The sequence below is a fragment of the Janibacter terrae genome (assembly GCF_039636765.1).
GTDB classification, from domain to species: domain Bacteria; phylum Actinomycetota; class Actinomycetes; order Actinomycetales; family Dermatophilaceae; genus Janibacter; species Janibacter terrae.
Window position 1 is genome coordinate 3,014,014 of sequence record NZ_CP144167.1, and the last position, 23,831, is coordinate 3,037,844.

Here is a 23,831-nt window from a genome sequence, read left to right on the forward strand (position 1 = left end):
TCATTGCTCCTATCCTCGTCGTCATGTCTGAGCGCCCCTCCCGCCCCGGTCGGTCCCCCGGCGACCGATCTCCTCGACGGCGCGGCGAGGACGACCCGATGGTCTTCGACGTCCGCAGGGGTCGTCGCGACGACGAGACCGCGCGCGCCATCCCGACCGGCAAGCGGTCGCGTCCACGCCCCCAGGGGACGAAGGGGGGCGACGTCCCGACGAGCGGCCGCCCGCGCCCGCGGGGCGCGGCGTCGTCGCGCCCCGCGGCGGCCTCGTCTCGCCGGCCGGCCGAGGAGCCCCGGACGCGGGTCATGCCCGCGGGGACTCCCCCTTCGCGCCCCGTCCGTGAGGACCGTGAGACCCCACGTCGTCAGGGTCCGCCCCCCGGTGGCGGCGGTCCGCGGCGACCCGCCCCCCGGCCGGCGGGCGACGGACCGACGGGCGGCACGCGTCGCCGGCGTCCGATGCGGACCTTCCTCGCGTGCGTGCTCGTGCTGGTCCTCGTCTGGGGCGGCGCGATGGTCTGGGCGGTCAACTCCGCGTGGTCCCACGTCGCCAAGGTCGACGCGACCCCCGCCGGAGAGCGTCCGAGCGGGGGCGAGGGACGCAATGTCCTCCTCGTCGGCAGCGACTCGCGGGAGGGGCTGAGCGCGAAGGAGCGCAACCGCCTCGGCACCGGCCAGGACACCGGCGGGGCCCGCACCGACTCGATCCTCGTGCTGCACACCGGCGGCGACCGCTCGACCCTGCTGTCGATCCCGCGCGACTCCTACGTCGAGATCCCCGGGCACGGGATGAACAAGATCAACGCCGCCTTCAGCATCGGTGGGCCGAAGCTCCTCGGGCAGACCATCGAGCACAACACCGGCCTCGAGCTCGACGGCTACATGGAGATCGGCTTCGGCGGGTTCGCCCAGGTGGTCGACGCCGTCGGCGGCGTCAACATCTGCGTGAAGAACGACATGGACGACCCGAAGGCGCACATCAACCTCAAGAAGGGCTGCCAGGACATGGACGGCCCGACCGCGTTGGGCTACGTGCGGGCCCGCTACTCCGACCCCGAGGGCGACCTCGGCCGGGCCAAGCGCCAGAGGCAGTTCCTCGGCGCGCTCATGGGCAAGGTCGCGACCCCGGGCAACCTGGTCCAGCCGTGGCGGGTCCACTCGCTCGGCAAGGAGAGCGACGGTGCGCTGACCGTCGGCGAGGATGACTCGATGCTCGAGACGGCGCGCTCCTTCTGGGCCTTCCGCAGCATCGCCAAGGGCGAGGGCAACTCCGTGACCGTCCCGGTCTCCGACAACAACCTGCCGACTGCGGCCGGGTCCGCCGTGCAGTGGGACGACGCGAAGTCCAAGCAGCTCTTCGAGGACCTGCGGCAGGACCGGCCGATCACCGTAGAGCCGGACGACTCCTGACCCTCCGGGACCTGGACCTGCGTGCGTGAGTGCGCTCACACGCCGGTAGCGTGCCCTCCATGGACAACACGCTGCACAGGATCGGGGTCGTGGGATGCGGCCTCATGGGCGCCGGCATCGCCGAGGTCTGCGCCCGCGCCGGCTCCGACGTCGTCGTCGTCGAGTCGAGCCAGGAACGCGCCGACGCGGGCCGTGGTCGGATCGAGAAGTCGCTGCGCCGAGCGCAGGAACGCGGCCGGCTCGACAACGCGGACGCGGTGCTCGAGCGCGTCCGGGTCGTCACCGAGCTCGGTGAGCTCGCCGACCGCGACATGGTGATCGAGGCGATCGTCGAGGACGAGGGCGCCAAGGTCGACCTCTTCAAGCAGCTCGACGAGATCGTCGAGAGCCCCGACGCGATCCTCGCGTCCAACACCAGCTCGATCCCGATCATGAAGCTCGCGACCGTCACCAAGCGCCCGGAGCAGGTCCTCGGCGTGCACTTCTTCAACCCGGTGCCGGTGCTCAAGCTCGTCGAGCTCGTCCCCTCGCTCATGACCGCCGACGAGACGCTCGAGCGGGCGCGGACCTACGTCGACGGCGAGCTGGGCAAGCGCGCCATCACCTGTCAGGACCGTGCGGGCTTCGTCGTCAACAGCCTGCTGATCCCCTTCATCCTCAGCGCGATCCGCATGTACGAGTCCGGCTTCGCCACCGCCGAGGACATCGACCAGGGCTTCGTGCTCGGCGCGGCCCACCCCCAGGGCCCGCTGGCCCTCGCCGACCTCATCGGCCTCGACACGACCATGGCCGTCGCGGAGTCGCTCTACCACGAGTTCAAGGAGCCGCTCTACGCTCCCCCGCCGCTGCTCCAGCGCATGGTCGACGCCAACCTGCTCGGCCGCAAGGTCGGGCGCGGGTTCTACACCTACGAGACCTGACGCCTGCCCGGGTCCGCGGTCAGCGTGAGGTCGGCAGGCCCTTGAGGAGCTCACGCGCCATCACGACCCGCTGGACCTGGTTGGTGCCCTCGTAGATCTGGGTGATCTTGGCGTCGCGCATCATCCGCTCGAGCGGGAAGTCGCGGGTGTAGCCCGCGCCGCCGAGGAGCTGGACGGCGTCGGTGGTGACCTTCATGGCCACGTCCGAGGCGAAGCACTTGGCCGCGGCGCCGAAGAAGGACAGGTCGGCGTCGTGGCGCTCCGACTTGGCGGCGGCGACGTAGACCATCTGGCGGGCGGCCTCGAGCTCCATCGCCATGTCGGCGAGCATGAACTGGATGCCCTGGAAGTCGGCGATGTGCTTGCCGAACTGCTTGCGCTCCTTGACGTAGGCCAGGGCCTCGTCGAGGGCGCCCTGGGCGATGCCGACGGCCTGCGCGCCGATGGTGACGCGGGTGTGGTCGAGCGTGCGCAGGGCGATCTTCAGCCCCTCGCCCTCGGCGCCGACGATGCGGTCACCGGGGATGCGGCACCGGTCGAAGTGCAGCTCGCGGGTCGGACTGCCCTTGATCCCGAGCTTGCGCTCCTTCTCCGAGAACCCGAAGCCCTCGTCGGACTTCTCGACGACGAAGGCCGAGATGTTGTTGCCGCGCGGGCCGTCGGGGTCGGTGACCGCGAGCACGGTGTAGAGCTCGGACTCGCCGGCGTTGGTGATCCACGCCTTCTGCCCGCTCAGGACCCAGTCGTCACCGTCGCGGGTGGCCTTGCACCGCATGCCGGCGGTGTCGGACCCCGCTTCGCGCTCGGAGAGGCCGTAGCTGAACCCCTCCCCCTTCGCCAGACGCGGCAGGTAGCGCGCGTTGAGCTCCTCGGAGCCACCGAGGATCACCGGCATGGAGCCGAGCTTGTTGACGGCGGGGATGAGCGAGGAGGACGCGCAGACACGCGCGACCTCTTCGATGATGATGCAGACCGCGAGCGCGTCCGCGCCGACACCACCGTGCTCCTCCGCGACGTGCGCGGCGTGGAAGTCGGCCGCGATGAGGGCCTCGTTGGCCTCGCGCGGGAAGCGCGACTCCTCGTCCACCTCGGCGGCGAAGGGCTTGATCTTCGCCTCCGCGACGGCCCTCACGGCCTCACGGATCGCCTCGTGGTCCTCGGACGTACGGAACAGGTCGAAGTCTGGGTTCGCGCTCACGTCCGCGATCGTACCCGCGTGCCGGCGGCGCTTGCACAGGTGTTCAACGCGGTCAGGAGTCGGTCCCGAAGAGGTCGCGCGTGTAGACCTTGTCGGCCACGTCCTCCAGGTCGGCGGTGCGGCGGTTGGCGATGATGACGTCCGCCGTGGCCTTGAACTCCTCGAGGTCGCGCAGGACGCGGGAGCCGAAGAAGACGTCCTCCTCCATGGCCGGCTCGAAGATGACGACCTCGACGCCCTTGCCCTTCAGGCGCTTCATGATCCCTTGGATGGAGGAGGCGCGGAAGTTGTCCGAGCCGGCCTTCATGATCAGGCGGTGCACGCCGACGACCCGCGGGTTGCGGCGCAGGATGTCCTCGGCGACGAAGTCCTTGCGGGTGCGGTTGGAGTCCACGACGGCCTGCATGAGGTTCTGCGGGACGTCCTCGTAGTTGGCGAGGAGCTGCTTGGTGTCCTTGGGCAGGCAGTAGCCGCCGTAGCCGAAGGAGGGGTTGTTGTAGTGCGTGCCGATCCGCGGGTCGAGCCCGACGCCGTCGATGATCTGGCGGGTGTTGAGCCCGTGGCGGGCGGCGAAGGTGTCGAGCTCGTTGAAGTAGGCGACGCGCATCGCGAGGTAGGTGTTGGCGAAGAGCTTGATCGCCTCGGCCTCGGTGGAGTCGGTGAGCAGCACCGGGGTGTCGGTGTCCTCGGCGCCCTGGACGAGCAGGTCGGCGAAGCGCCGCGCGCGCTCGCTCACCTCGCCGACGACGATGCGGCTGGGGTGCAGGTTGTCCTGCAGCGCCTTGCCCTCGCGCAGGAACTCGGGGCTGAAGATCAGGTTGTCGGTGCCGGCCGACTCCCGCAGGCCCTGGGTGAAGCCGACGGGGATCGTGGACTTGATGACCATGACGGCGTCGGGGTTGATACGCATGACGTCGGCGACGACGCCCTCCACCGTGCTGGTGTTGAAGTAGTTGGTGTCCGGGTCGTAGTCCGTGGGGGTGGCGATGACCACGAAGTCGGCGCCGGTGTAGGCGTCGGTGTTGTCCAGCGTGAACCGCAGGTCCAGGTCGCGGTGGGCGAGGAAGTCGATGATCTCCTCGTCGTGGATCGGGCTCTGGCCGGAGTTGAGCATCTCGACCCGGCGCTCGCTGATGTCGAAGCCGACGACCTCGTTGTGCTGCGCCAGCAGGACGGCCATGGACAGGCCGACGTAGCCCGTGCCGACGACGGCGATCTTGGTAGTCACGTGGTTCCTCACTGCACTTGGTTCCGGGGAAGGACGCCCCGCCGCATTATGGCCCACGTGGGTCAACGCCTCGTGGCAGCCCAGTGGCGTGGTCCGTTGATTCCCGCGGCGCGGAAGCGTTGGATGGACCCATGAGCCTCACGCACAAGAACGACACCGAGACGATGCGGCGCCTCATCGCCGACCCCGGCACGTGGGTCGTCGTGGGACTGAGCAACAACACCGACCGCGACGCGCACCGGGTCGCCCGGTGGCTCAAGCGCGAGATGCACAAGGCGATCATCCCCGTGCACCCCGATGCCGAGACCGTCGACGGGGACCAGGGCTACGCGACGATCAGCGACATCCCGGACGGCGACGTCAAGGTCATCGACCTCTTCGTCAGCTCCGAGCACGTCGGTGCCGTCGTCGACGAGGCGATCGCCCACAAGGACCGGCTGCAGATCGACGCGATCTGGATGCAGCTCGGGGTCGTCGACCCGGCCGCGGCGGACCGGGCCCGCGAGGCGGGACTGCTCGTCGTCATGGACACCTGCCCCAAGATCGAGTGGCGCCAGCTGCGCAACGAGGGCGCCTCGCGCTGACCCGCTGAACCTGCATTCCCCTAGGGCAATGCAGGTTCAGGTCTGCATTGATGCTCCTATAGATCGTCAAGTCGATTAGGCCGCGATTTCGAGCTCTCCATTAACGGGCTTGGCGATGGCGTCCGGGGCCGGCAGCAGGCGGAAGAGCTCGCGAGCGAGGTACCGCTTCAGGCACCGGATGATCTCCCGCTTCGACATGCCCTCGGCGGTGCGACGGGCCACGTAGTCGATCGTCGGCTGATGCCAGCGCATGCGCACGATGACCACGCGATACAGCGCGGCGTTGGCCTGCCGGTTCCCGCCGCGGTACAGACGGTGCCGGCTGTTGGTCTTGCCGGATCCAGCCGGGATCGGGCACGCGCCACACATCTTGGCAAACGCTGCCTCGGACTTGATCCGGTTGGCGTTGTCGCCGGCGGTGATCAGCATCTGTGCCGCAGTGTCGTAGCCGACGCCGACGGCCTCGACGAGCTGGGGCGCAGCGGCCGCAGTGAGTGCCTTCATTGATGCGGCGTGAGCCTTGGCCTCCTCGTGCAGCGCCAGCCAACGCTTCGCCATCGAGGACAGCACGTGTCGCATCGCCACATCCGGGTCGCCCGGCACAACAACGGCAGGTGCGCCACGGCGCACGGGCGGCAGTGGAGTCGGACCCTCCAGCGCCGCGCACGCGAGGATCAGCTTGTGGTCGGTGAGCGTCTCCAGCTCCGCCCGCAACGCCTCGCTCCCGGTCGCGAGGGTCGCCTTGAGCGTGATCATCGCGGTTGTCCGCGCTTGAACGGCACCGTCGTAGGCGATCTTGACCAGCCTGATCGTTTCGACCGCGCCGTCGGCGGTCTTGGGTGTCGACAGCCCGTGCCCAGCCAGGAGCTGGCGTGCAGCGTGCTCGGCATCGATGGTGTCGTTCTTCCCTGCGAGTCGACGTTCCGCGGCCCGTGCTGGGCGGGCGATCTCGTGGACGTCGTGACCGTGGTTGCGCAGGTAGCGCGCCAAGCCGACCCCGTAGGAGCCGGTGCCCTCGACGCCGAACCCGATCAGCCGACCGGCCGACCCGACGAAGGCCAGACAGAAGGCGAGGAGCTCCTCAAACCCGGCGATGGTGGTGGGCACGACGATGTCGCCGAGCCGGCCGCCAAAGCCGTCGATCGCGACCGCTACGTGGTTGTCCTTGTGGGTGTCGACGCCGACGATGACATCGTCACGCCGAAGCTGCATGCTGGGCATCGGGCTGTGGATCCTCTCTCGCACTTTCCGGGCGGGCTGTCCATGGCTCAGCTGGCCGGAGTGGGCGGACAGGACTGCGATGAGGCCCTGGTCGAGTCAGGCTCCTATCAGGTCACTGCCCACCCGGCCAGCAGCCTGGTGAACGCCACCACCCGGGGCCGACACGTCAACGCGAGGGCACCCGCAGGGCCGGTCATAAGCAAGGGTCAGACCCCAGGTGGTGGCGCAGTCACGATGCTCGCAGCCATAGGGGAATGCAGGGGGTGCGCTCAGCCGCCGGCGGCGACCCGCCGGCGCAGGCGCTCCCCCTTCGCGTGCGCCTGCGCGGACAGGTCCGCGGCGAAGGTCTCCAGGGCGGAACGCAGCCGGGCCGCCTCCTCGCCCTCACCCGCGGCGAGGATCCGTGCCGCCATGAGCCCGGCGTTGCGCGCTCCTCCGACCGCCATGGTCGCCACGGGGATGCCGGCCGGCATCTGCACGATCGACAGCAGCGAGTCCATGCCGTCGAGGTGCGCCAGCGGGACGGGCACGCCGACGACGGGCAGGGTCGTCACGGACGCCAGCATGCCGGGCAGGTGGGCGGCGCCGCCGGCGCCGGCAATGATGACCTGCAGGCCGCGGTCCGCGGCCTGCTGCCCGTAGGCGATCATCTCGGTCGGCATGCGGTGCGCCGAGACGACGTCGGCCTCGTAGGCGATGCCGAGGTCCTCGAGGACCTGCGCCGCGGCCTCCATCGTCGGCCAGTCGCTGTCGCTGCCCATGACCAGACCCACGCGGGGGGTCGAGGCGTCGTCACCGGTCATTCGCTGATCACTCCCTGGATGTAGTCGGCCGCGTGCCGGGCCCGCTCGCGCAGGTCGGCCAGGTCGCTGCCGCTGACGTTGACGTGCCCGATCTTGCGGCCGGGGCGCACGCCCTTGCCGTAGAGGTGGATCTTGAGCTCGGGGTCGCGGGCCATGAGGTGCCGGTAGGTCGGGTACAGGTCGGTCGGCTCCCCGCCGAGGACATTGCCCATGACGGTCCACTCGGCACGCGGCCTCGGTGAGCCGAGCGGCAGGTCGAGCACGGCCCGCAGGTGCTGCTCGAACTGACCGGTCACCGCGCCGTCCATGCTCCAGTGGCCGGAGTTGTGCGGGCGCATCGCGAGCTCGTTGACGACGACGCTGCCATCGGCCAGCTGGAAGAGCTCGACCGCCATCACCCCCGTCACGTCGAGCGCGGCGGCGATGTCCAGCCCGATGGCCGTGGCCGACGCGGCCGTCCGGGGGTCCAGGTCGGGCGCCGGCGCGATGACCTCGGTGCAGATCCCGTCGGTCTGCACCGTCTCGACGACCGGCCAGACCGCGGCCTGGCCGGAGGGGCTGCGGGCCAGGAGGACCGCGAGCTCCCGGACGAAGGGGACGCGCGCCTCGAGCAGCAGCCGGTCACCACGCTCCGCAGCGGCGGAGAGCCACTCGCGCACGTCGTCGATCCCGTCGGCGACGAGCACCCCCTTCCCGTCGTAGCCGCCCCGCGGCGTCTTGACGACGACGGGCCACCCGACCTGCGCGGCGAAGGCGAGGACCTCCCCTTCGTCCGTCGCGACCGTCCACGGCGGGCACGGGACGCCGGCAGCGGTCAGGGCCTCCCGCATGACGATCTTGTCCTGGGCGTGCAGCAGCGCTGCGGGCCCGGGGTGGACGGCGACGCCGTCGGCGAGGAGGGCCTCGATGACCGGCGCGGGCACGTGCTCGTGGTCGAAGGTGACGACGTCGCAGTGCCGGGCGAACTCGCGCACCGTCTCGACGTCGCTCGCCTCACCCACCGGCGCGAAGGGGGCGACGAGCGCCGCCGACGAGTCCTCGGCCTCGGCGAGGACGGCCAGGGTGATGCCGAGCTCCGCGGCGGGACCGGCGCACATCCTGGCGAGCTGGCCGCCGCCGATGATGCCGACGACGGGAAAACCTCCGGGGGCGCGTGGGGGGATCGACACGTGCGCAAGGATACGGTGCGCACTTTCGGCCCGTGCCCCGATTACGCTGCTCGAGATGTCCGAACCCACCGACACCTCCCCTGACGCGTCCGGCGCGCCCTCGCCGACCCAGCGGAAGAGCGGTCTGGCGGGCCTCGTCGACACCGTCTGGCACGAGGTGGCGAAGTTCGGCGTCATCGGCGCCCTGTCCTTCGTCATCGACCTCGGCGGGATGAACCTGCTGACCCACACCGTCCTCGGCGACAAGGTGACGACGGCCCGCCTCATCAGCGGTGTCGCGGCGACGCTCTTCGCGTGGTTCGGCAACCGCAGCTGGACCTTCGCCCACCGGCGGTCCCGACCGGTGCACCACGAGGTCTCCCTCTTCTTCGTCGTCAACGGGCTCGCGCTCGTCATCTCGACGCTGTGCCTCGTCATCTCGCACTACGGGTTCGACTTCACCTCGCGCCTCGCCGACAACGTCGCCACCGTCATCGGCATCGGGGTGGGCACGATCTTCCGCTTCTGGACCTACCGTCGCTTCGTCTTCGCCAACGAGCCGATGGACGAGGACACCTCCCCGCTCGAGGGCGGCGGCCGCCACATCGCCTGACGAAGGGGGCCGGACCCGCGGGTCAGCGGCTGCCGGGCGCCGAGAGGAAGACGGCGAAGACCGCCGGGTGGGCCTGCACGAGCTCGAGCCGCCCGCCGTTGCGCTCGGCGAGCTGGCGGGCCAGGCCGAGCCCGAGGCCGGAGCCGTGCGACGTGACCGAGCGCTCGAAGATGTGCGGGGCGATCGCTGCCGGGATGCCCTCCCCCTCGTCGCGCACCTCGATGACGACCGAGCCGCTCGAGCCGCGCATCTCGATCTCCACGCGTCCGGCACCGTGGTTGAGCGAGTTCTCGATGAGGGTCTGCAGGATCTGCGACAGGTCGACCGGGGAACTGCGCACGGCCAGACCGGGCGGCCCGACGACCCGCATCGTGCGGCGGGCCGCGGTGAAGGCCGGCTGGTACTCGCGCTGCAGGCCCGCGAGGACGGAGTCGAGGGAGATCTGCGGGAGGGCCTCGTCCCCCTTCGAGCGGTCGCGCATCGTGTCGACGACGCCCGTGAGGCGCTCGACCTGGGTGACCGCGACCTCCGCCTCGTCCCGGATGGCCTCCAGGTCGTCGATCTGGCTGATCTCCTCCAGGCGCATGAGCAGCGCGGTGAGCGGGGTACGCAGCTGGTGGGAGGCGTCGGCGGCGTAGTCACGATCGAGCGCGCGCTGCTGGGCCAGCTCCCCGGCGAGGCGCGCCAAGTCTCCCGTGGTGGCGTCCACCTCGGGGAGTCCGTGGACCGAGCGCGGCAGGGCCCCCTCGCCGTCGCGGATCGCCGCGATCTGCTCGCGGATGTAGTGCAGGCCGCGCTCACGGCGGCGCTCGACGGACCTCACGACGGGGATGGTGATCCCCGCGGCGATCCCGGCCCCGAGGGCCGGTGCGACGAGGGCCCACGCGACGAGGTCGAGGCCGAGGACGGTGACGCCGTCGAAGCCAGCTGCTGCCACGGCGACAGCGACGAGGACCACCGCGGTGAGGACCGCCGCGGCCACGACCGCCGCGAGGACGATCCGCCAGATCCGCCCCGTGGAGGTCACGCGTCGAATCTGAAGCCGACGCCACGGACCGTGGCGATGTGCCGAGGGTCGGTGACGTCGTCACCGAGCTTGCGGCGCAGGACGGAGATGTGCATGTCGAGGGCCTTGGTCGAGCCGTACCACTCGGTCTCCCAGACCTCGGCCATGAGCTGCTCGCGGGTGACGACGCGCCCGCTCTCGCGCACGAGCACGCTCAGCACGGAGAACTCCTTGGCCGTGAGCGCGAGCTCCTCGCCGTGGAACCACACGCGGCGGCTGTCGAGGTCGATGCGCAGCGGGCCGGTCGCCTCGACGACCTCGTCGCCGCGCCGGCGCAGCAGCGCGCGCACGCGAGCCATGAGCTCGGCGACGCGGAAGGGCTTGGTGACGTAGTCGTCGGCACCCGCGTCGAGCCCGACGACGGTGTCCACCTCGTCGGCGCGGGCGGTGAGGATGAGGACCGGCACGTCGGAGCTCGTCGCCCGCAGCCGTCGGCAGACCTCGAGACCGTCGAGGGTCGGCAGGCCGAGGTCCAGGACCAGCAGGTCGGGCGGCAGGTTGAGCGCGGCATCGAGCGCGTCACGCCCGTCGGCGTGCACCGTGACCTCGTACCCCTCGCGGATGAGGGCCCGGGCCAAGGGTTCGGAGATGGCGGTGTCGTCCTCGGCCAGCAGCACTCGTGTCATGGCTGGATCATAGGAACTCATCCGCGGACGTGCGCGGTGACATCGGCGGCGCGTCGCACACCCGTGACGCGGACGAGCCGGCTGGGCGCGACCTCGCCGATGCCGCGGAGCGAGCGCCGACGGGTCGGCAGGGTCGAGAACCCGCTGAGCGGCTCGAGCAGCCGGGTGAGGGCGTCGTCGACGTACACACCCCCGGGCGGGGCGACCGCGGTGAGCCGGCTGGCGCGGTTGACCGTCGTGCCGAAGACGTCGCCGAGACGCCGCACGACCGGGCCGTGCGCCATGCCGACCCGGGCGGAGGGCAGGAGGTCGTCCTCGCTCATCGCCTCGACGAGGTCGAGGGCGATGGCGGCAGCGGGCGCGACGTCGAAGGTCTGGAAGAGCACCTCGTCGCCCACCGTCTTGACGACCCGTCCGCCGTGCGCGGTGACGATGTCGGTGCACAGGTCCTCGAAGCGCTGGACCATCCGCGCGAGGTCGCGCTCGGTGAGCCGGCGCACCACCGAGGTGAAGTTCACGAGGTCGGCGAAGCCGATGACCGACGGCCGGGAGCCGTCCTCCTCGACCGTGAGCAGGCGCTGGATCGTCGCCGTGAGCTGGCGGCGCCACACGTACACCACGAGCGGCTCCAGCTCGTCGGCCAGCTCGGTGATCCAGGCAGCGGCCGCCTCGGCGTCACGGGCCCGGTCGGGCTCCGGGCCGGCGTCCTCGTCACCGTGGCGCTGACGGGCGACCTCCTCGGTGGCGAGCTGGGCCTGCCACGCCGCGAGCCGGTCCATGGTCCGCGCGATGGCACGGGTCATGTTGAGGGCGAGCTCCTCGGGCAGGTCGTCCTGGCGCACCATCGTCGCGACCCGGGACAGCGCCTCGAGGTCGGCCTCGGTGAACATCGCGTCGCCCTCCTGGACGACGGGGAAGCCCATGGCGTGCCAGAACTTGCGGGCCGAGCGGATCGACACGCCGGCGATGCGGGAGACCTCGCGGCGCCCCATGGAGGCGGGGCGCCCGAGCAGCGAGCGCTCGAAGCCCTCGAGGGCGGCGCGGCCGCTCCCTTCGTCCTCGTCGGGGGCGCCGGCGTGGCGCGGGTCGTGCGACAACGGCACCTCCACGGGTCGCCTCGGGCGGGATCAGGGTGAGGTGGACGTGCCCGCGGGGCGGATGTGCTGCACGTCACCCGCGGCCACGGTATCCGAGCCGCTCGCGCCGCTCACGACGAGGCGCCCGTGGTCGTCGACGCCGGTGGCCGTCACCGGCTCCACGGTGCCGTCCGGGCGGTGCACCTCGATGGCCCGGCCGATGGTGGCGCAGGCGCGGCGGTAGGCGTCGTGGACCCCCTTCGCCCGGTCGCCGGAGGCGGTGAGGTCGGCGTGGAGGCGGCGCAGGTGGAGCAGCACGGAGGCGGCGAGCGCGGTGCGGTCCGCGTCGACGCCGGCGAGGCGAAGGGAGGTCGCCGTCGCCACGGGCAGCTGCTCGCGGGTGTGGTGCACGTTGATCCCGATGCCGACGACGATCCCGTCACCGGCGGGCCGCATCTGGCACAGGACGCCGCAGACCTTGCGCTCGTCCTCGTCCGGCAGGAGGACGTCGTTGGGCCACTTGAGGTCGGCGCGGACCCCGACCTCGGCGACGGCGGCGCGCACGGCGAGGCCTGCGGCCAGCGGCAGCCACCCGGGGTCGGGGACGACCGGCACGAGGACCGACATCGCGAGCCCGGCGCCGCGCGCCTCCTGCCACGGGCGGCCGAGCCGCCCGCGCCCCGCGGTCTGCAGCTCGGCGAGCACGGGGGCCCACGGCTCGGCCCGCTCCAGGGCGACGACGTTGGTCGACCCGGTCTCGTGCAGGTGCACCACGTCGGGCCACTCGTGTGACCTTCGCAACGACGCGGTCAGACGATGGACGTCGATCGGATCCGGCATGTCGGCAAGGCTAGGCTGCCGCCCATGTCCCAGAGCACCGAGACCACTGACGCGCAGGCGATCGGTGGCACCGACGTCCCCAGCGACATCGACATCCACACGACGGCGGGCAAGCTCGCCGACCTCAAGCGTCGGGTGGCCGAGGTCGCGCACGCAGGATCCGAGCGCGCCATCGACAAGCAGCACGCGCGCGGCAAGAAGACCGCGCGCGAGCGTCTCGCCCTCCTGCTCGACGAGGGGAGCTTCGTCGAGATGGACAAGTACGCGCGCCACCGGTCGACCGCCTTCGGCCAGGAGGCCACCCGGCCCTACGGCGACGGGGTCGTCACCGGCTACGGCACGGTCGACGGGCGTCAGGTCGCGGTCTTCGCGCAGGACTTCACCGTCTTCGGCGGGTCCCTCGGCGAGGTCTTCGGCGAGAAGATCACCAAGGTCATGGACTTCGCGATGAAGATCGGCTGCCCGGTGATCGGCCTCAACGACTCCGGCGGCGCGCGCATCCAGGAGGGTGTCGTCTCCCTCGGTCTCTACGGCGAGATCTTCAAGCGCAATGTCCACGCGTCCGGCGTCATCCCGCAGATCTCGCTCATCATGGGCCCCTGCGCCGGCGGTGCCGTCTACTCCCCCGCCGTCACCGACTTCACCGTCATGGTCGACCAGACCTCGCACATGTTCATCACCGGTCCCGACGTCATCAAGACCGTCACCGGTGAGGACGTGGAGTTCGAGGACCTGGGCGGCGCCCGCTCGCACAACACCAAGTCCGGTGTCGCGCACTACATGGGCACCGACGAGGAGGACGCCATCGACTACGTCAAGGCGCTCCTGTCCTACCTGCCGAGCAACAACCTCGAGCAGGCGCCGACCTTCGGCGGCGAGCTCGACCTGACGGTCAACGACACCGACCTCGCGCTCGACACGATCATCCCGGACTCGGCCAACATGCCGTACGACATGAAGGCCGTCATCGAGTCGGTCGTCGACGACGGCGAGTTCCTCGAGGTGCACCCGCTCTTCGCGCCCAACATCATCTGCGGCTTCGCCCGCATCGAGGGCCAGTCGGTCGGTGTCGTCGCCAACAACCCGATGCAGTTCGCCGGGACGCTCGACATCGACGCCTCGGAGAAGGCCGCGCGCTTCGTGCGCACCTGCGACGCCTTCAACGTCCCGGTCCTGACCTTCGTCGACGTGCCGGGCTTCCTGCCCGGCACCGACCAGGAGTGGAACGGCATCATCCGCCGCGGCGCCAAGCTCATCTACGCCTACGCCGAGGCCACCGTCCCGCTCGTCACGGTCATCACCCGCAAGGCCTACGGCGGCGCGTACGACGTCATGGGCTCCAAGCACCTCGGCGCCGACATCAACCTCGCGTGGCCGACCGCCCAGATCGCCGTCATGGGCGCCCAGGGCGCGGTCAACATCCTCTACCGCAAGCAGCTCGCCGCTGCCGAGGCCGAGGGACGCGACGTCGAGACCGCGCGCGCCGAGTTCATCACCGCCTACGAGGACGCGCTGGCGAACCCGTACGTCGCCGCCGAGCGTGGCTACATCGACACCGTCATCACGCCGAGCAACACCCGGATGAACGTCAGCCGCGCGCTGCGGGCCCTGCGCACCAAGCGCGAGACCCTGCCGCCCAAGAAGCACGGGAACATTCCGCTGTGACGTCGTCGCAGGCTCAGACGTCTGATCGGCTCCACGCTGTGACGGGCGCACCCGAGCAGCCCGAGACCGATGCGACGGCTCCGACGGGTCCGCGGATCGAGGTCCTCGGCGATGCCTCGCCCGAGCAGGTCGCGGCCCTCGTCGCGGTCCTGTCCGGCGGCCTGGGCGGCGGCGCGGAAGAGGCCCCGGCGGGCCCCCCTTCGGCCTGGTCCTCCCCGGAGCGGCTCGTCCGCCCGCCGGTGTACCCCTCGCGAGCAGGGTGGGTGGCCTCCGGCCTCCCCCGCTGAGGACCAGATCGAAGGAACGACCCAGTTACCCGCGGGTACGACGCCCACTCGTCGGGGCGCCCACGACTGCACCCCCGGAAATCGGGGCCCACGCAGCATCGGACTCGCACGAGTGGGTGTCGTACCCGCGAGTCACGTCCGGGGCGAAGGGGGCGCGTAGCCTGTCGCGGTGTCCTCACCGCAGCCGCAGGTCCTGTCCGTCAACGTCGGCCGACCGATGGTGCAGCGCATCCCCCGCGGCCGTCCCACCGGGATCGGCAAGCAGCCCGTGGAGGTCATCAGCGTGAGCGACCCGGGGCCCAAGCGCGTCGAGGACGGTGCAGGTGTCTCCGGCGTCTGCGGCGACCACGTCGGCGACGGTCGGCACCACGGCGGTTCGGACCAGGCCGTGTACGCCTTCGCCCGGGAGGAGCTCGACGCCTGGGAGCGGGAGCTCGGCAAGGAGCTGCCGCCCGGGATGTTCGGGGAGAACCTCACGACGGCGGGCCTCGACGTCGACGCCGCCGAGGTCGGGGACCGCTGGCAGGTCGGCACAGCCGTCCTCGAGGTGCGCGGGCCACGCGTGCCGTGCGGGACCTTCGCCGAGCGGATGGGCGAGCGCGGGTGGGTCACGCGCTTCGCTGCGCACGGACGCAGCGGCGCCTACCTCCGCGTCGTCCAGCCGGGTGAGATCCGTCCCGGCGACCCGATCACGGTGACCCTCTCCGGGTCCGGCCTGGACCTGCCGACCCTCCTGCGCACCCTCCTGCGCCGCCCCTGATCAGAAGAGCGAGAGCGGCTCGTCCTGCACCGCCCGCTCCACCACCGTCTCGGCCGTGCCGGAGCGGGCACCCGGGATGCCGGGTCCGGGGACGGGGGCGGCCCCCTTCGCCCACGCGGCTGCGGCGGTCGTGGCGAGCCGGTCGGCATGCTCGTTGAGCTCGTGGCCGGCGTGCCCCTTGACCCACTCGAAGGTCACCGAACGTCCCGCCATCGCGGCGTCGAGCGCCTGCATGATCTCGAGGTTGAGGACCGGCTTGCCGTCCTTCTTGCGCCAGCCCTTGGCCTTCCACCCCGGCATCCAGGAGGTGATCGAGTTGATGACGTACTTGCTGTCGCAGATGACGTGCAGGTCCTCGTCGAGGTGCGCGGTCTGCTGCAGCAGGTCGAGGACCGCGGTCAGCTCACCCATGTTGTTGGTCCCGTGCGCCCAGCCGCCGAGGTCCCAGCGCTCCTCGTCGACGTACCAGCCCCAGCCTGCGGGTCCGGGGTTGCCGAGGGCGGAGCCGTCGGCGGCAGCGGTGAGGGTCATGAGGTCACTCCGGGGACCGTAGGGGGGAACGTGTGCACGCCCGATCCTCTCAGGACCACGATGACCGGGTTGACGAGTAGCCTCGCGCGGGTGACCACCGAGCAGCGTCGCCCGCAGACCGAGATCGACCGCATCGCCGAGGCCCACCTCGACGCCGAGGCCGACCTCTCCCCCATCACCGCGACCTACCTCGGTCTGCCGGGGCACGACGGCGAGCTCGACGACCTCTCACCGGCCGGCTTCGAGGCTGCAGCTCGGCTGCGCCGACGCACCCTCGGCGCGCTCGACGCCGCGGCCCCGGCCGACGACGTGGACCGGGTGACCGTCGAGGCGATGCGCGAGCGTCTGGGGCTCGCCGAGGAGATCCACGCCGCCGGTCTGGACCTGCAGGAGATCAACGTCATCGCCTCGCCGATGCAGTCGGTCCGTGACGTCTTCGACCTCATGCCGACGGCCACCGTGGACGACTGGGCGACGATCGCCACCCGCATGGCCGCTGTCCCCACCGCCCTCGAGCAGTGGACCGACTCGCTCGCCGCCGCCGCGTCGCAGGGCAACATCGCCCCCCGTCGTCAGTACGACCGGTGCATCGAGCAGTGCGCGGACCTCGTCGCGGACGACGGGTACTTCGTCGGCCTGCTGGCCGGCGCCACGCTCGAAGGGGGTGACCCCCTACCCGGGACCGTCGCCACCGACCTGCGGCGCTCGGTGGACGCCGCCGCAGCAGGCTTCGCGGAGCTCGCCGAGCGCCTGCAGCCCCTGCGTGACCTGGCGCCCCGGGCGGACGCCTGCGGGCGCGAGGCCTACCAGCTGTACTCGCGGACCTTCCTCGGCGCGGAGGTCGACCTCGAGGAGACGTACGCCTGGGGTCAGGAGGAGCTGGCCCGCATCAGCGCCGAGATGGGGGCGGTCGCCGAGCGGATCCGCCCCGGGGCCACGGTCAAGGAGGCGATCGAGGCGCTCGACGCCGACCCGCGCTACCAGCTGCACGGCACCGACGCCCTGCGCGCGTGGATGCAGCGCACCGCCGACGAGGCGATCGAGCTGCTCGACCCGCACCTGGACATCCCCGAGCCGGTGCGCACCATCGAGTGCCGCATCGCCCCGACCGAGACCGGCGGGATCTACTACACCGGGCCGAGCGACGACTTCTCCCGGCCCGGCCGCATGTGGTGGTCGGTGCCCAAGGGCGTCACGCAGTTCGGCACGTGGCGCGAGCTGACGACCGTCTACCACGAGGGCGTCCCGGGCCACCACCTCCAGGTGGGCCAGACGATCTTCCGCAAGGAGCTGCTCAACCGCTGGCGCCGGCTGGCGTCGTGGACCTCCGGCCACGGCGAGGGCTGGGCGCTCTACGCCGAGTGGCTGATGGCCGAGCTCGGCCACATGGACGACCCCGGCAACCGGATGGGGCTGCTCGACGGGCAGTCGCTGCGGGCCGCGCGCGTCGTGCTCGACATCGGGGTCCACTGCGGCTTCGAGGCCCCGCCGGAGGTCGGTGGTGGCGCGTGGACCTACGACAAGGCCTGGGACTTCCTCTCGGCCCACGCCAACATGGACGAGGGCTTCCTGCGCTTCGAGCTCGACCGCTACCTCGGCTGGCCCGGGCAGGCCCCGAGCTACAAGATCGGCGAGCGCCTGTGGCTGCAGCTGCGCGCGGAGACGGCGCGGCGGGAGGGGGACGCCTTCGACCTCAGGGCCTTCCACCGTCGCGCCCTCGACATCGGCGGCGTCGGGCTCGACACCCTGCGCACGGCGGTGCTCGGGCGGGGCTGAGGAGGTCTCGCCCGAGCACCGCTCGTCGCTCGGTCAGAGGCGCCAGCAGCTGCTCGCCTGGTTGAGACCGGCGAAGCGCGCCTCGAAGAAGAGCATCGACTTCTCGACGTGCGGGACCATGCCGCCGACGTGCGTCGGGGTCAAGCCGGCGTTGAAGGAGACGCGCGTGCCCTGGTCGCACCAGTCACTGCCGAGCTGCCTGCCGACCGCGTACGGGATGACGTCGTCGCCGAGCGCGTGGTTGATCTGCACCGGGGCGTTGGGCTCGAGCGTCCCGATCCGCTGCTTCGCGACCGCCGACGCGAAGGGCTCCTCCTCGAGCAGCTCCGTGAGCTTGTGCCCGCTCGTCGTGTACCTCGAGGTGTCCAGGTGGGCGTAGGAGAGGAGGTCGAACACGCAGGCACCCTCGACCTCGCTCGCCAGCTGCTGCCCCGCCGGGTTGAGGTGATCGGTGACGTCGATGTGCTCCGCCGCCGCCACGCCGAGCGTGGCGAAGAGCGCGAAGAGGGTGTAGGTCGTGCCGTCGATGTTGGTCCCGACCTCGGCCAGGTCGGCCGGCGGCGCCCCGATGGCCGAGCCCTTGATGTCCAGCTCGGGGGCGTACGTGGACGCCAGCTCGGCGGCCGCGGCCGCCGCCCCGCCGCCCTGGGAGTAGCCCATGAGGCCGACCGGGGTCCTGGCGTCGAGGCCGCTGCCCTGCAGGTCCTGCGCGGCGCGGGCCATGTCGAGCGTCGCCCGTCCCTGCGGCTCGCGGGCCATGTAGGTGTGCGACCCCGGCGTGCCGAGGCCCTGGAGGTCGGTGATGCCCACCGCGTAGCCGCGTCCCACCGCACGAGCGACACCGATCCCCTCGTACTCGACGAAGCTCTCCATCTGCCGGGACGGGGCGCACCGGTCGCCCATGCCCTGGGTGCCTGGGGCGTACGAGATCAGCGGACGCCGCGAGGCACCGACGTAGGTCGTCCTCGGCACGAAGACCGTGCCGGTCACCGCGATCGGGGTGCCGCTGCCGTCCGTGGATGAGTACATGACCCGCGTCGCGGTGACCACCGACGAGGACAGGCCGAAGGGGTCGAGCAGGAAGGGGGCCGGCTCGCTGCGGATGATCGTGCCGGGGGTGCTCGGGATCCTCGCCGGCGGCTCGTAGAAGGCCGGGCGGGGTGGCTCGGGGGTGTCGGTCAACGTCCGGGCACCGGCGGTACCGGGGACGTCGCGGTGGTCGGCGCCGGCCTGACCGGCGAGGGGCAGACCGAGGGCCAGGGCCACCGCAGAGGCGGCCACGGCACGCTTCGTCGTCGAGAACATGCGCATCCTGTCGTCGAGGGAGGGGTCGAGGTCCCCCGGACAGGTGTGGTGGCTCCCTGCGGACGACATCGTCGGTGTGGTGGTGGGCCCTATGTTACCCGTCAGTCATCTCGCGGCAACTGGGTGATGATGTGGCCATGACCTCAGTCGTCCTCGCCTCCGCATCCCCCGCACGTCTGGCCCTGCTGCGTGCCGCCGGCATCGATCCGCAGGTCGTGGTGAGCCACGTCGACGAGCCGACGCTCGAGGCGGCGGCCCGGCAGCGTGACCCGCACCTGTCCCCGGCCGCGCTGGCCCAGCTCCTCGCGGAGGCGAAGGGGGCCTCCGTCGCCGATCGCCTGCCCCCCGGGACCGACCTGGTCATCGCCTGCGACTCCGTCCTCGAGATGGACGGTCGGGTCCACGGGAAACCGGGGACGGCCGAGGTGGCCCGGGAGCGCTGGCGCACGATGCGCGGGCGCTCCGGCGAGCTGCACACCGGGCACCACGTGATCGACCTGCGCACCGGCCGGACGGCCGGCGCCCCGGCGAGTGCACGCGTGCACTTCACCGGGGCGTCGGATGCGGAGGTCGACGGCTACGTCGCCACCGGGGAGCCGCTGCACGTGGCCGGGGGCTTCACGATCGACGGGCTGGGCGCCCCCTTCGTGGAGCGGATCGAGGGCCACCCGAGCACCGTCATCGGCCTGTGCCTGCCGCTGCTGCGGCGCCTGCTCACCGACCTCGACGTGGCGTGGTGGACGGTGTCAGCGGCGCCGCAGGCCTGATCGGCTCAGCCGCGCGGGTAGGCGACGGCCGCCTCGGCGTCGACGATGCCGCGGCCGTAGAGCGGGCTGAAGCCGCCGCGGGTGCCGAGCAGCGGGTCGCGCGAGGTGGCGAGGATGGCCTGCTCGACGTCGGCCAGGTCACGACCCTGTCCGTAGAGGATCGCCGCGACGCCGGCGACGTGCGGGGTCGCCATCGAGGTCCCGGCGAAGGCGGCGTAGTCCGTGCCCTCGCCGCACTCGTCCGTGCCGGTGCCGCGGGGGACGGTGGAGAGGATGTCGTCGGAGCACTCCCCGCCGAGGAGGCGGCCGGACCCGCCGGGGGCGGCCACGCCCTTGCCGCTGAGCTTCACCGGGAGCTCGGAGAAGTAGGACTTCTGCTCGTCGCGGTCGGTCGCGCCCACGCAGATCGAGTCGCTGCTGAAGGCCGGGTCGTTGCAGACGAGGGTCGAGGAGTTGCCGGCCGCGGCGACGGTCAACGTGCCCTTGTCGCGGGCGTACTGGATCGCGTCCATCATCGTCGTGTCGAGACCGAGGATGGAGAAGATCTGCGTGCCGGGCAGGCCGCCGAGGCTGAGGTTGACGACGTCGGCATCGTGGTCGGCCGCGTAGCGGATGCCCTCGGCGATGTCCTCGTTGGTGCCGGAGCCGTCCTCGAGGACCTTGATCGGCATGACCTGGGCGTCGGGCGCGACGCCGGCGACGCCGATGCCGTTGTCCGCCGTGCCGACGATCGTGCCGGCCACGTGGGTGCCGTGGACGTCGGGGTCCTGGCCCACACCGTCCTGCCCCTGCCAGCTGCCGTCGCCGCAGGACCCGGTGGCCTCGCCGCAGACGAAGTCGGCCCCGGGCACGAGACGACCCTGCAGGTCCGGGTGACCGAGGTCGACGCCGGTGTCGACGACGGCGACGACGACGCCCGCACCGCGGCCGGAGGACCAGGCCTGCTCGGCGTGCACCTGGTCGAGCCCCCACAGGTCGGGGCGGAGCGGGTCGTTGGTGGCGGCGCCGGCGGAGCCGGCGGTGGCGACGAGGCCGATCGCACAGGCTGCGGCGGCGAAGGGGGCTGTCCAGCGCGTCATCAGGGTGTTTCCTTCGTCAGGGGACGTGGCTACCCAACGGTAAGGAAGAGCGAGCGATCTCGCAGCGCGAACGGCAGGACCCCGGTCGCCGCCCCAGGTCAGACGGGCGGGATCCCCCGACGGCGCTCGGTGAACCGGCGGTCGCGACCCCGCGCGTGTCGCAGTCGGGCGAGCAGCTCGCCCCGCAGCTCCTCCGGCTCGATGACCTGGTCGAGGACGAGGTCGGCGGCGAGGCGCTCGAGGTCGACGTCCTCCTCGTACTCGGCGCGACGGGCGGCGATGAACGCGTCGCGGGCGGCCTCCCCTTCGTCGGCCTCGACCTGCGCGATCTTGTTGGCGTAGACCGCGTTGACCGCGGCCTCGGGGCCCATGACGGCGATGCGGGCAGTCGGCAGCGCGATCGTCGCGTCGGGCGCGAAGCCCGGCCCGCCCATCGCGTAGAGACCGGCGCCGTAGGCCTTGCGGACGACGACGCAGAACTGCGGCACCGTCGCCGAGGCCACCGCGGAGACCATCTTGGCGCCGTGGCGGATGATGCCACCCCGCTCGACCTCGACGCCGATCATGAACCCGGGGACGTCCGCGAGGTAGATGAGCGGGATCGAGTAGGCGTCGCAGAGCCAGATGAAGCGCGCGGCCTTGTCGGCGCTGTCGGTGAAGAGCACGCCGCCCTTGGCCATGGAGTTGTTGGCGACGATGCCGACGGTCTCGCCCGCCATCCGGCCCAGGCCCACGACGAGCTCGGGCGCGAAGAGCTGCTTGACCTCGAAGAAGGAGTCGTCGTCGACGAGGCCGTCGATGACGTCGTGGACGTCGAAGGGCTGTGACTCGCGCTCCGGGATCGTCGCGGCCGTGAGGGGCACCGCCGGCTCCTCCGGGAGGTAGGTGGGCAGGTCGCTGCGCCAGCTGAGCGGGAGATAGCTCAGCCACAGCCGTGCCGTCTCGATCGCCTCGGCGTCGTCACCGACGAGCACGTCGCCGACGCCGCTCACGGTGCAGTGCATGCGGGCTCCACCCATCTCCTCCAGGGAGACCCGCTCCCCCACGACCATCTCGGCCATGCGCGGGCTGCCGAGGTACATCGACGCGTTGCCCTCGACCATGATCACGAGGTCGGTGAAGGAGGGGATGTACGCGCCGCCCGCGGCGCTCGGGCCGAAGAGGCAGCAGATCTGCGGGACCCGGCCCGACAGCGCGACCTGGTTGTGGAAGATGTGGCCGGCGCCGCGGCGGCCGGGGAACATCTCGACCTGGTCGGTGATCCGCGCCCCGGCGGAGTCGACCAGCCAGAAGACGGGCAACTCCTCGCGCAGCGCGGTCTCGGTGGCGCGCACGATCTTCTCCACCGTGCGGGCGCCCCACGAGCCGGCCTTGACCGTCGGGTCGTTGGCGATGACGATGACCGGCCGGTCGTCGACGAGGCCACGGCCGGTGACGACGCCGTCGGCCGGGAGCCCCGGGGCGAGGGCGTTGGCGTAGCGACCGTCCTCGACGAAGGAGCCCTCGTCGACGAGCAGGGCGATGCGGTCGCGGACGTAGAGCTTGCCCTGCGCCTCGAGCTTGGCGGCGGCCTGCTCGCTCGGGCGCTCGGAGGCCTCGTGGGCCTCGCGGATGCGGCGACGGACGTCCTCGACCTTGGGATCAAGAGGGTAGGTGCTCACGGGTGGTGCTCCCTTCGCTCGTCGCTCGCTCAGACCGGCAGGCCGAGGTGGCGGGCGATGACCATGCGCTGGACCTCGGAGGTGCCCTCGCCGATCTCGAGGATCTTGGCGTCGCGGTAGAAGCGTGCGACCGGGTACTCCTCCATGAAGCCGTTGCCCCCGAAGACCTGGGTCGCGATGCGGGTGGCGCTCACGGCCGCCTCGGAGGTGTAGAGCTTGGCGATCGAGGCCGCCCTGGCGACCTCCTTGGCGGAGCGGCGGCCGCGGTCGGCCTCGTCCTTGAGCCACGCGGCCTTGTAGGTGAGCACGCGGGAGGTCTCGGCCATGACCGCGAGGTCGGAGACCTGGAAGCTCACGCCCTGGTTGGCCCCGATCGGGCGCCCGAAGGAGGTGCGCGTCTGGGCATACTCCGTCGACAGCTCGAGCATCCGCTGGGTCAGGCCGGTGGCGAGCGCGGAGATCGCGATCCGCCCGTCGTCGAGGGTCTTGAGGAACTGACGGAAGCCCTGCCCCTCCTCGCCCACGAGGTGGTCGGCGGGCACGCGGCAGCCGGCGAAGGACAGCCCGTGGGTGTCGGAGATGTGCCAGCCGAGCTTGTCGTAGGGCTCCTCGACGGTGAAGCCGGGGGTGCCGCTCGGCACGATGATCGCCGAGATCTGCGGGCGGCCCTCGGCGCTCGTGCCGGTGCGGACCGTCACGGTGACGAGCGAGGTGATGTCGGTGCCCGAGTTGGTGATGAAGGACTTGGCGCCGTCGATGACCCACTCGTCGCCGTCGCGCCGGGCGGTCGTCCGGGTGCCACCGGCGTCGGAGCCGGCATCGGGCTCGGTGAGGCCGAAGCCGGCGAGCGCGCGCCCGGCGACGAGGTCGGGCAGCCAGGTGTCGCGCTGCTCGTCCGTGCCGTAGGTGAGGATCGGGTTGATGCCCAGGCCGACGCCCGCCGACAGGGTGATGCCGATCGACTGGTCAACCCGGCCGAGCTCCTCGATCGCGACGCACAGGGCGGTGAAGTCGGACTGCACCACGCCGTCGACGGTCTCGGCGGAGCCGCCCCAGCGCTCGGGGACGACGAGGCCGAAGAGCCCCAGGTCGCCCATCCGGCGCACGACCTCGAGGGGCAGGTGGTGGTCCTTGTCCCACCGGGCGACGTGCGGCTCGACCTCCTTGTCGGCGAAGTCGCGCACGCTGGCGCGGAAGTCCTCGTGGTCCTGCGAGAGCTCGAACATGTCGTGTCTTCCGAGACGAAGGGCGCTTGACGTTGACGTCAACGT

General features: G+C 71.5%; 23 protein-coding genes. 9 read left to right on the forward strand and 14 right to left on the reverse strand.

Annotated features, from left to right (window positions below; all coding sequences use genetic code 11):
• Positions 1-23 precede the first annotated feature (23 nt).
• Both V3C34_RS15020 and V3C34_RS15025 read left to right on the forward strand, forming a co-directional pair.
• Positions 24-1,406, forward strand: a complete 1,383-nt coding sequence (locus tag V3C34_RS15020) for an LCP family protein (protein ID WP_346007544.1) — start codon at positions 24-26, stop codon at positions 1,404-1,406.
• A gap of 59 nt (positions 1,407-1,465) precedes the next feature.
• Positions 1,466-2,326 (forward strand): 3-hydroxybutyryl-CoA dehydrogenase, encoded by an 861-nt coding sequence (locus V3C34_RS15025; protein ID WP_346007545.1) that lies wholly within the window; start codon positions 1,466-1,468, stop codon positions 2,324-2,326.
• A 19-nt stretch (positions 2,327-2,345) separates the two neighbouring features.
• Here the strand turns inward: V3C34_RS15025 and V3C34_RS15030 are convergent, their stop codons facing one another.
• Positions 2,346-3,524 (reverse strand): acyl-CoA dehydrogenase family protein, encoded by a 1,179-nt coding sequence (locus V3C34_RS15030; protein ID WP_346007546.1) that lies wholly within the window; start codon positions 3,522-3,524, stop codon positions 2,346-2,348.
• A 52-nt stretch (positions 3,525-3,576) separates the two neighbouring features.
• Complete coding sequence (locus V3C34_RS15035) at positions 3,577-4,752, reverse strand: nucleotide sugar dehydrogenase (protein ID WP_346007547.1); 1,176 nt, start codon at positions 4,750-4,752, stop codon at positions 3,577-3,579.
• Between the two features lie 131 nt (positions 4,753-4,883).
• On the opposite strand from V3C34_RS15035, the gene V3C34_RS15040 reads away from it, so the two are divergent.
• Positions 4,884-5,336, forward strand: coding sequence for a CoA-binding protein (locus tag V3C34_RS15040; protein ID WP_346007548.1), 453 nt, complete (start codon positions 4,884-4,886; stop codon positions 5,334-5,336).
• Positions 5,337-5,411: 75 nt separating this feature from the next.
• On the opposite strand, the gene V3C34_RS15045 is transcribed toward V3C34_RS15040, so the two are convergent.
• From V3C34_RS15045 to V3C34_RS15055, 3 genes are all read right to left on the reverse strand, one after another.
• Positions 5,412-6,557 (reverse strand): IS110 family transposase, encoded by a 1,146-nt coding sequence (locus V3C34_RS15045; protein ID WP_068326595.1) that lies wholly within the window; start codon positions 6,555-6,557, stop codon positions 5,412-5,414.
• Between the two features lie 269 nt (positions 6,558-6,826).
• On the reverse strand, positions 6,827-7,360 hold the full coding sequence (purE, locus tag V3C34_RS15050; protein ID WP_068322065.1) for a 5-(carboxyamino)imidazole ribonucleotide mutase: 534 nt from the start codon (positions 7,358-7,360) through the stop codon (positions 6,827-6,829).
• Positions 7,357-8,529 (reverse strand): 5-(carboxyamino)imidazole ribonucleotide synthase, encoded by a 1,173-nt coding sequence (locus V3C34_RS15055; RefSeq protein WP_346007549.1) that lies wholly within the window; start codon positions 8,527-8,529, stop codon positions 7,357-7,359. Before V3C34_RS15055 ends, purE begins: the two co-directional genes overlap by 4 nt.
• A 55-nt stretch (positions 8,530-8,584) precedes the next feature.
• Here V3C34_RS15055 and V3C34_RS15060 point away from each other — a divergent pair, with 55 nt between their 5' ends.
• On the forward strand, positions 8,585-9,121 hold the full coding sequence (locus V3C34_RS15060) for a GtrA family protein (RefSeq protein WP_068322057.1): 537 nt from the start codon (positions 8,585-8,587) through the stop codon (positions 9,119-9,121).
• A 22-nt stretch (positions 9,122-9,143) separates the two neighbouring features.
• On the opposite strand, the gene V3C34_RS15065 is transcribed toward V3C34_RS15060, so the two are convergent.
• Genes V3C34_RS15065 through V3C34_RS15080 form a run of 4 tightly spaced genes read right to left on the reverse strand, consistent with a single transcriptional unit; the run spans position 9,144 to position 12,729 of the window.
• Entirely contained in the window at positions 9,144-10,148 is a 1,005-nt protein-coding gene (locus V3C34_RS15065; RefSeq protein ID WP_255218225.1) for a sensor histidine kinase, read from the reverse strand.
• Positions 10,145-10,813: a response regulator transcription factor gene (locus V3C34_RS15070; protein ID WP_068322051.1), complete on the reverse strand. Its 669-nt coding sequence runs from the start codon at positions 10,811-10,813 to the stop codon at positions 10,145-10,147. The genes V3C34_RS15065 and V3C34_RS15070 overlap by 4 nt, the downstream gene beginning before the upstream one ends.
• Positions 10,814-10,830: 17 nt before the next feature.
• Positions 10,831-11,916 (reverse strand): adenylate/guanylate cyclase domain-containing protein, encoded by a 1,086-nt coding sequence (locus V3C34_RS15075; RefSeq protein WP_400293229.1) that lies wholly within the window; start codon positions 11,914-11,916, stop codon positions 10,831-10,833.
• Between the two features lie 24 nt (positions 11,917-11,940).
• Positions 11,941-12,729, reverse strand: a complete 789-nt coding sequence (locus tag V3C34_RS15080) for a biotin--[acetyl-CoA-carboxylase] ligase (protein ID WP_346007551.1) — start codon at positions 12,727-12,729, stop codon at positions 11,941-11,943.
• A 24-nt stretch (positions 12,730-12,753) separates the two neighbouring features.
• Between V3C34_RS15080 and V3C34_RS15085 the strand changes: the two genes are divergently transcribed.
• From V3C34_RS15085 to V3C34_RS15095, 3 genes are all read left to right on the forward strand, one after another.
• Positions 12,754-14,394 carry an acyl-CoA carboxylase subunit beta gene (locus V3C34_RS15085; RefSeq protein ID WP_338537758.1) on the forward strand — a complete coding sequence of 547 codons (1,641 nt, stop codon included), beginning with the start codon at positions 12,754-12,756 and terminating at the stop codon, positions 14,392-14,394.
• A 38-nt stretch (positions 14,395-14,432) separates the two neighbouring features.
• On the forward strand, positions 14,433-14,681 hold the full coding sequence (locus tag V3C34_RS15090; protein ID WP_338537757.1) for an acyl-CoA carboxylase subunit epsilon: 249 nt from the start codon (positions 14,433-14,435) through the stop codon (positions 14,679-14,681).
• A 169-nt stretch (positions 14,682-14,850) separates the two neighbouring features.
• Positions 14,851-15,441 (forward strand): MOSC domain-containing protein, encoded by a 591-nt coding sequence (locus V3C34_RS15095; protein WP_338537756.1) that lies wholly within the window; start codon positions 14,851-14,853, stop codon positions 15,439-15,441.
• Here V3C34_RS15095 and V3C34_RS15100 read toward each other — a convergent pair whose 3' ends face one another.
• On the reverse strand, positions 15,442-15,972 hold the full coding sequence (locus V3C34_RS15100; protein WP_068322034.1) for a ribonuclease H family protein: 531 nt from the start codon (positions 15,970-15,972) through the stop codon (positions 15,442-15,444).
• Between the two features lie 60 nt (positions 15,973-16,032).
• Here V3C34_RS15100 and V3C34_RS15105 point away from each other — a divergent pair, with 60 nt between their 5' ends.
• The gene (locus V3C34_RS15105; RefSeq protein WP_422388930.1) at positions 16,033-17,748 is read left to right on the forward strand and encodes a DUF885 domain-containing protein; all 1,716 of its coding nucleotides are present in this window, start codon (positions 16,033-16,035) and stop codon (positions 17,746-17,748) included.
• Between the two features lie 33 nt (positions 17,749-17,781).
• Here the strand turns inward: V3C34_RS15105 and V3C34_RS15110 are convergent, their stop codons facing one another.
• On the reverse strand, positions 17,782-19,053 hold the full coding sequence (locus V3C34_RS15110) for a lipase family protein (RefSeq protein ID WP_338537754.1): 1,272 nt from the start codon (positions 19,051-19,053) through the stop codon (positions 17,782-17,784).
• A gap of 137 nt (positions 19,054-19,190) precedes the next feature.
• Between V3C34_RS15110 and V3C34_RS15115 the strand changes: the two genes are divergently transcribed.
• A complete protein-coding gene (locus V3C34_RS15115) occupies positions 19,191-19,820 on the forward strand; it encodes a nucleoside triphosphate pyrophosphatase (protein WP_068423889.1) in 630 nt (209 codons plus the stop codon).
• Positions 19,821-19,825: 5 nt separating this feature from the next.
• Here V3C34_RS15115 and V3C34_RS15120 read toward each other — a convergent pair whose 3' ends face one another.
• From V3C34_RS15120 to V3C34_RS15130, 3 genes are all read right to left on the reverse strand, one after another.
• Positions 19,826-20,899, reverse strand: a complete 1,074-nt coding sequence (locus V3C34_RS15120) for a S8 family serine peptidase (protein ID WP_068322028.1) — start codon at positions 20,897-20,899, stop codon at positions 19,826-19,828.
• 98 nt (positions 20,900-20,997) lie between these two features.
• A complete protein-coding gene (locus V3C34_RS15125; protein WP_068423887.1) occupies positions 20,998-22,560 on the reverse strand; it encodes an acyl-CoA carboxylase subunit beta in 1,563 nt (520 codons plus the stop codon).
• A gap of 29 nt (positions 22,561-22,589) precedes the next feature.
• The gene (locus V3C34_RS15130) at positions 22,590-23,786 is read right to left on the reverse strand and encodes an acyl-CoA dehydrogenase family protein (RefSeq protein ID WP_068322018.1); all 1,197 of its coding nucleotides are present in this window, start codon (positions 23,784-23,786) and stop codon (positions 22,590-22,592) included.
• Between the last annotated feature and the right edge of the window lie 45 nt (positions 23,787-23,831).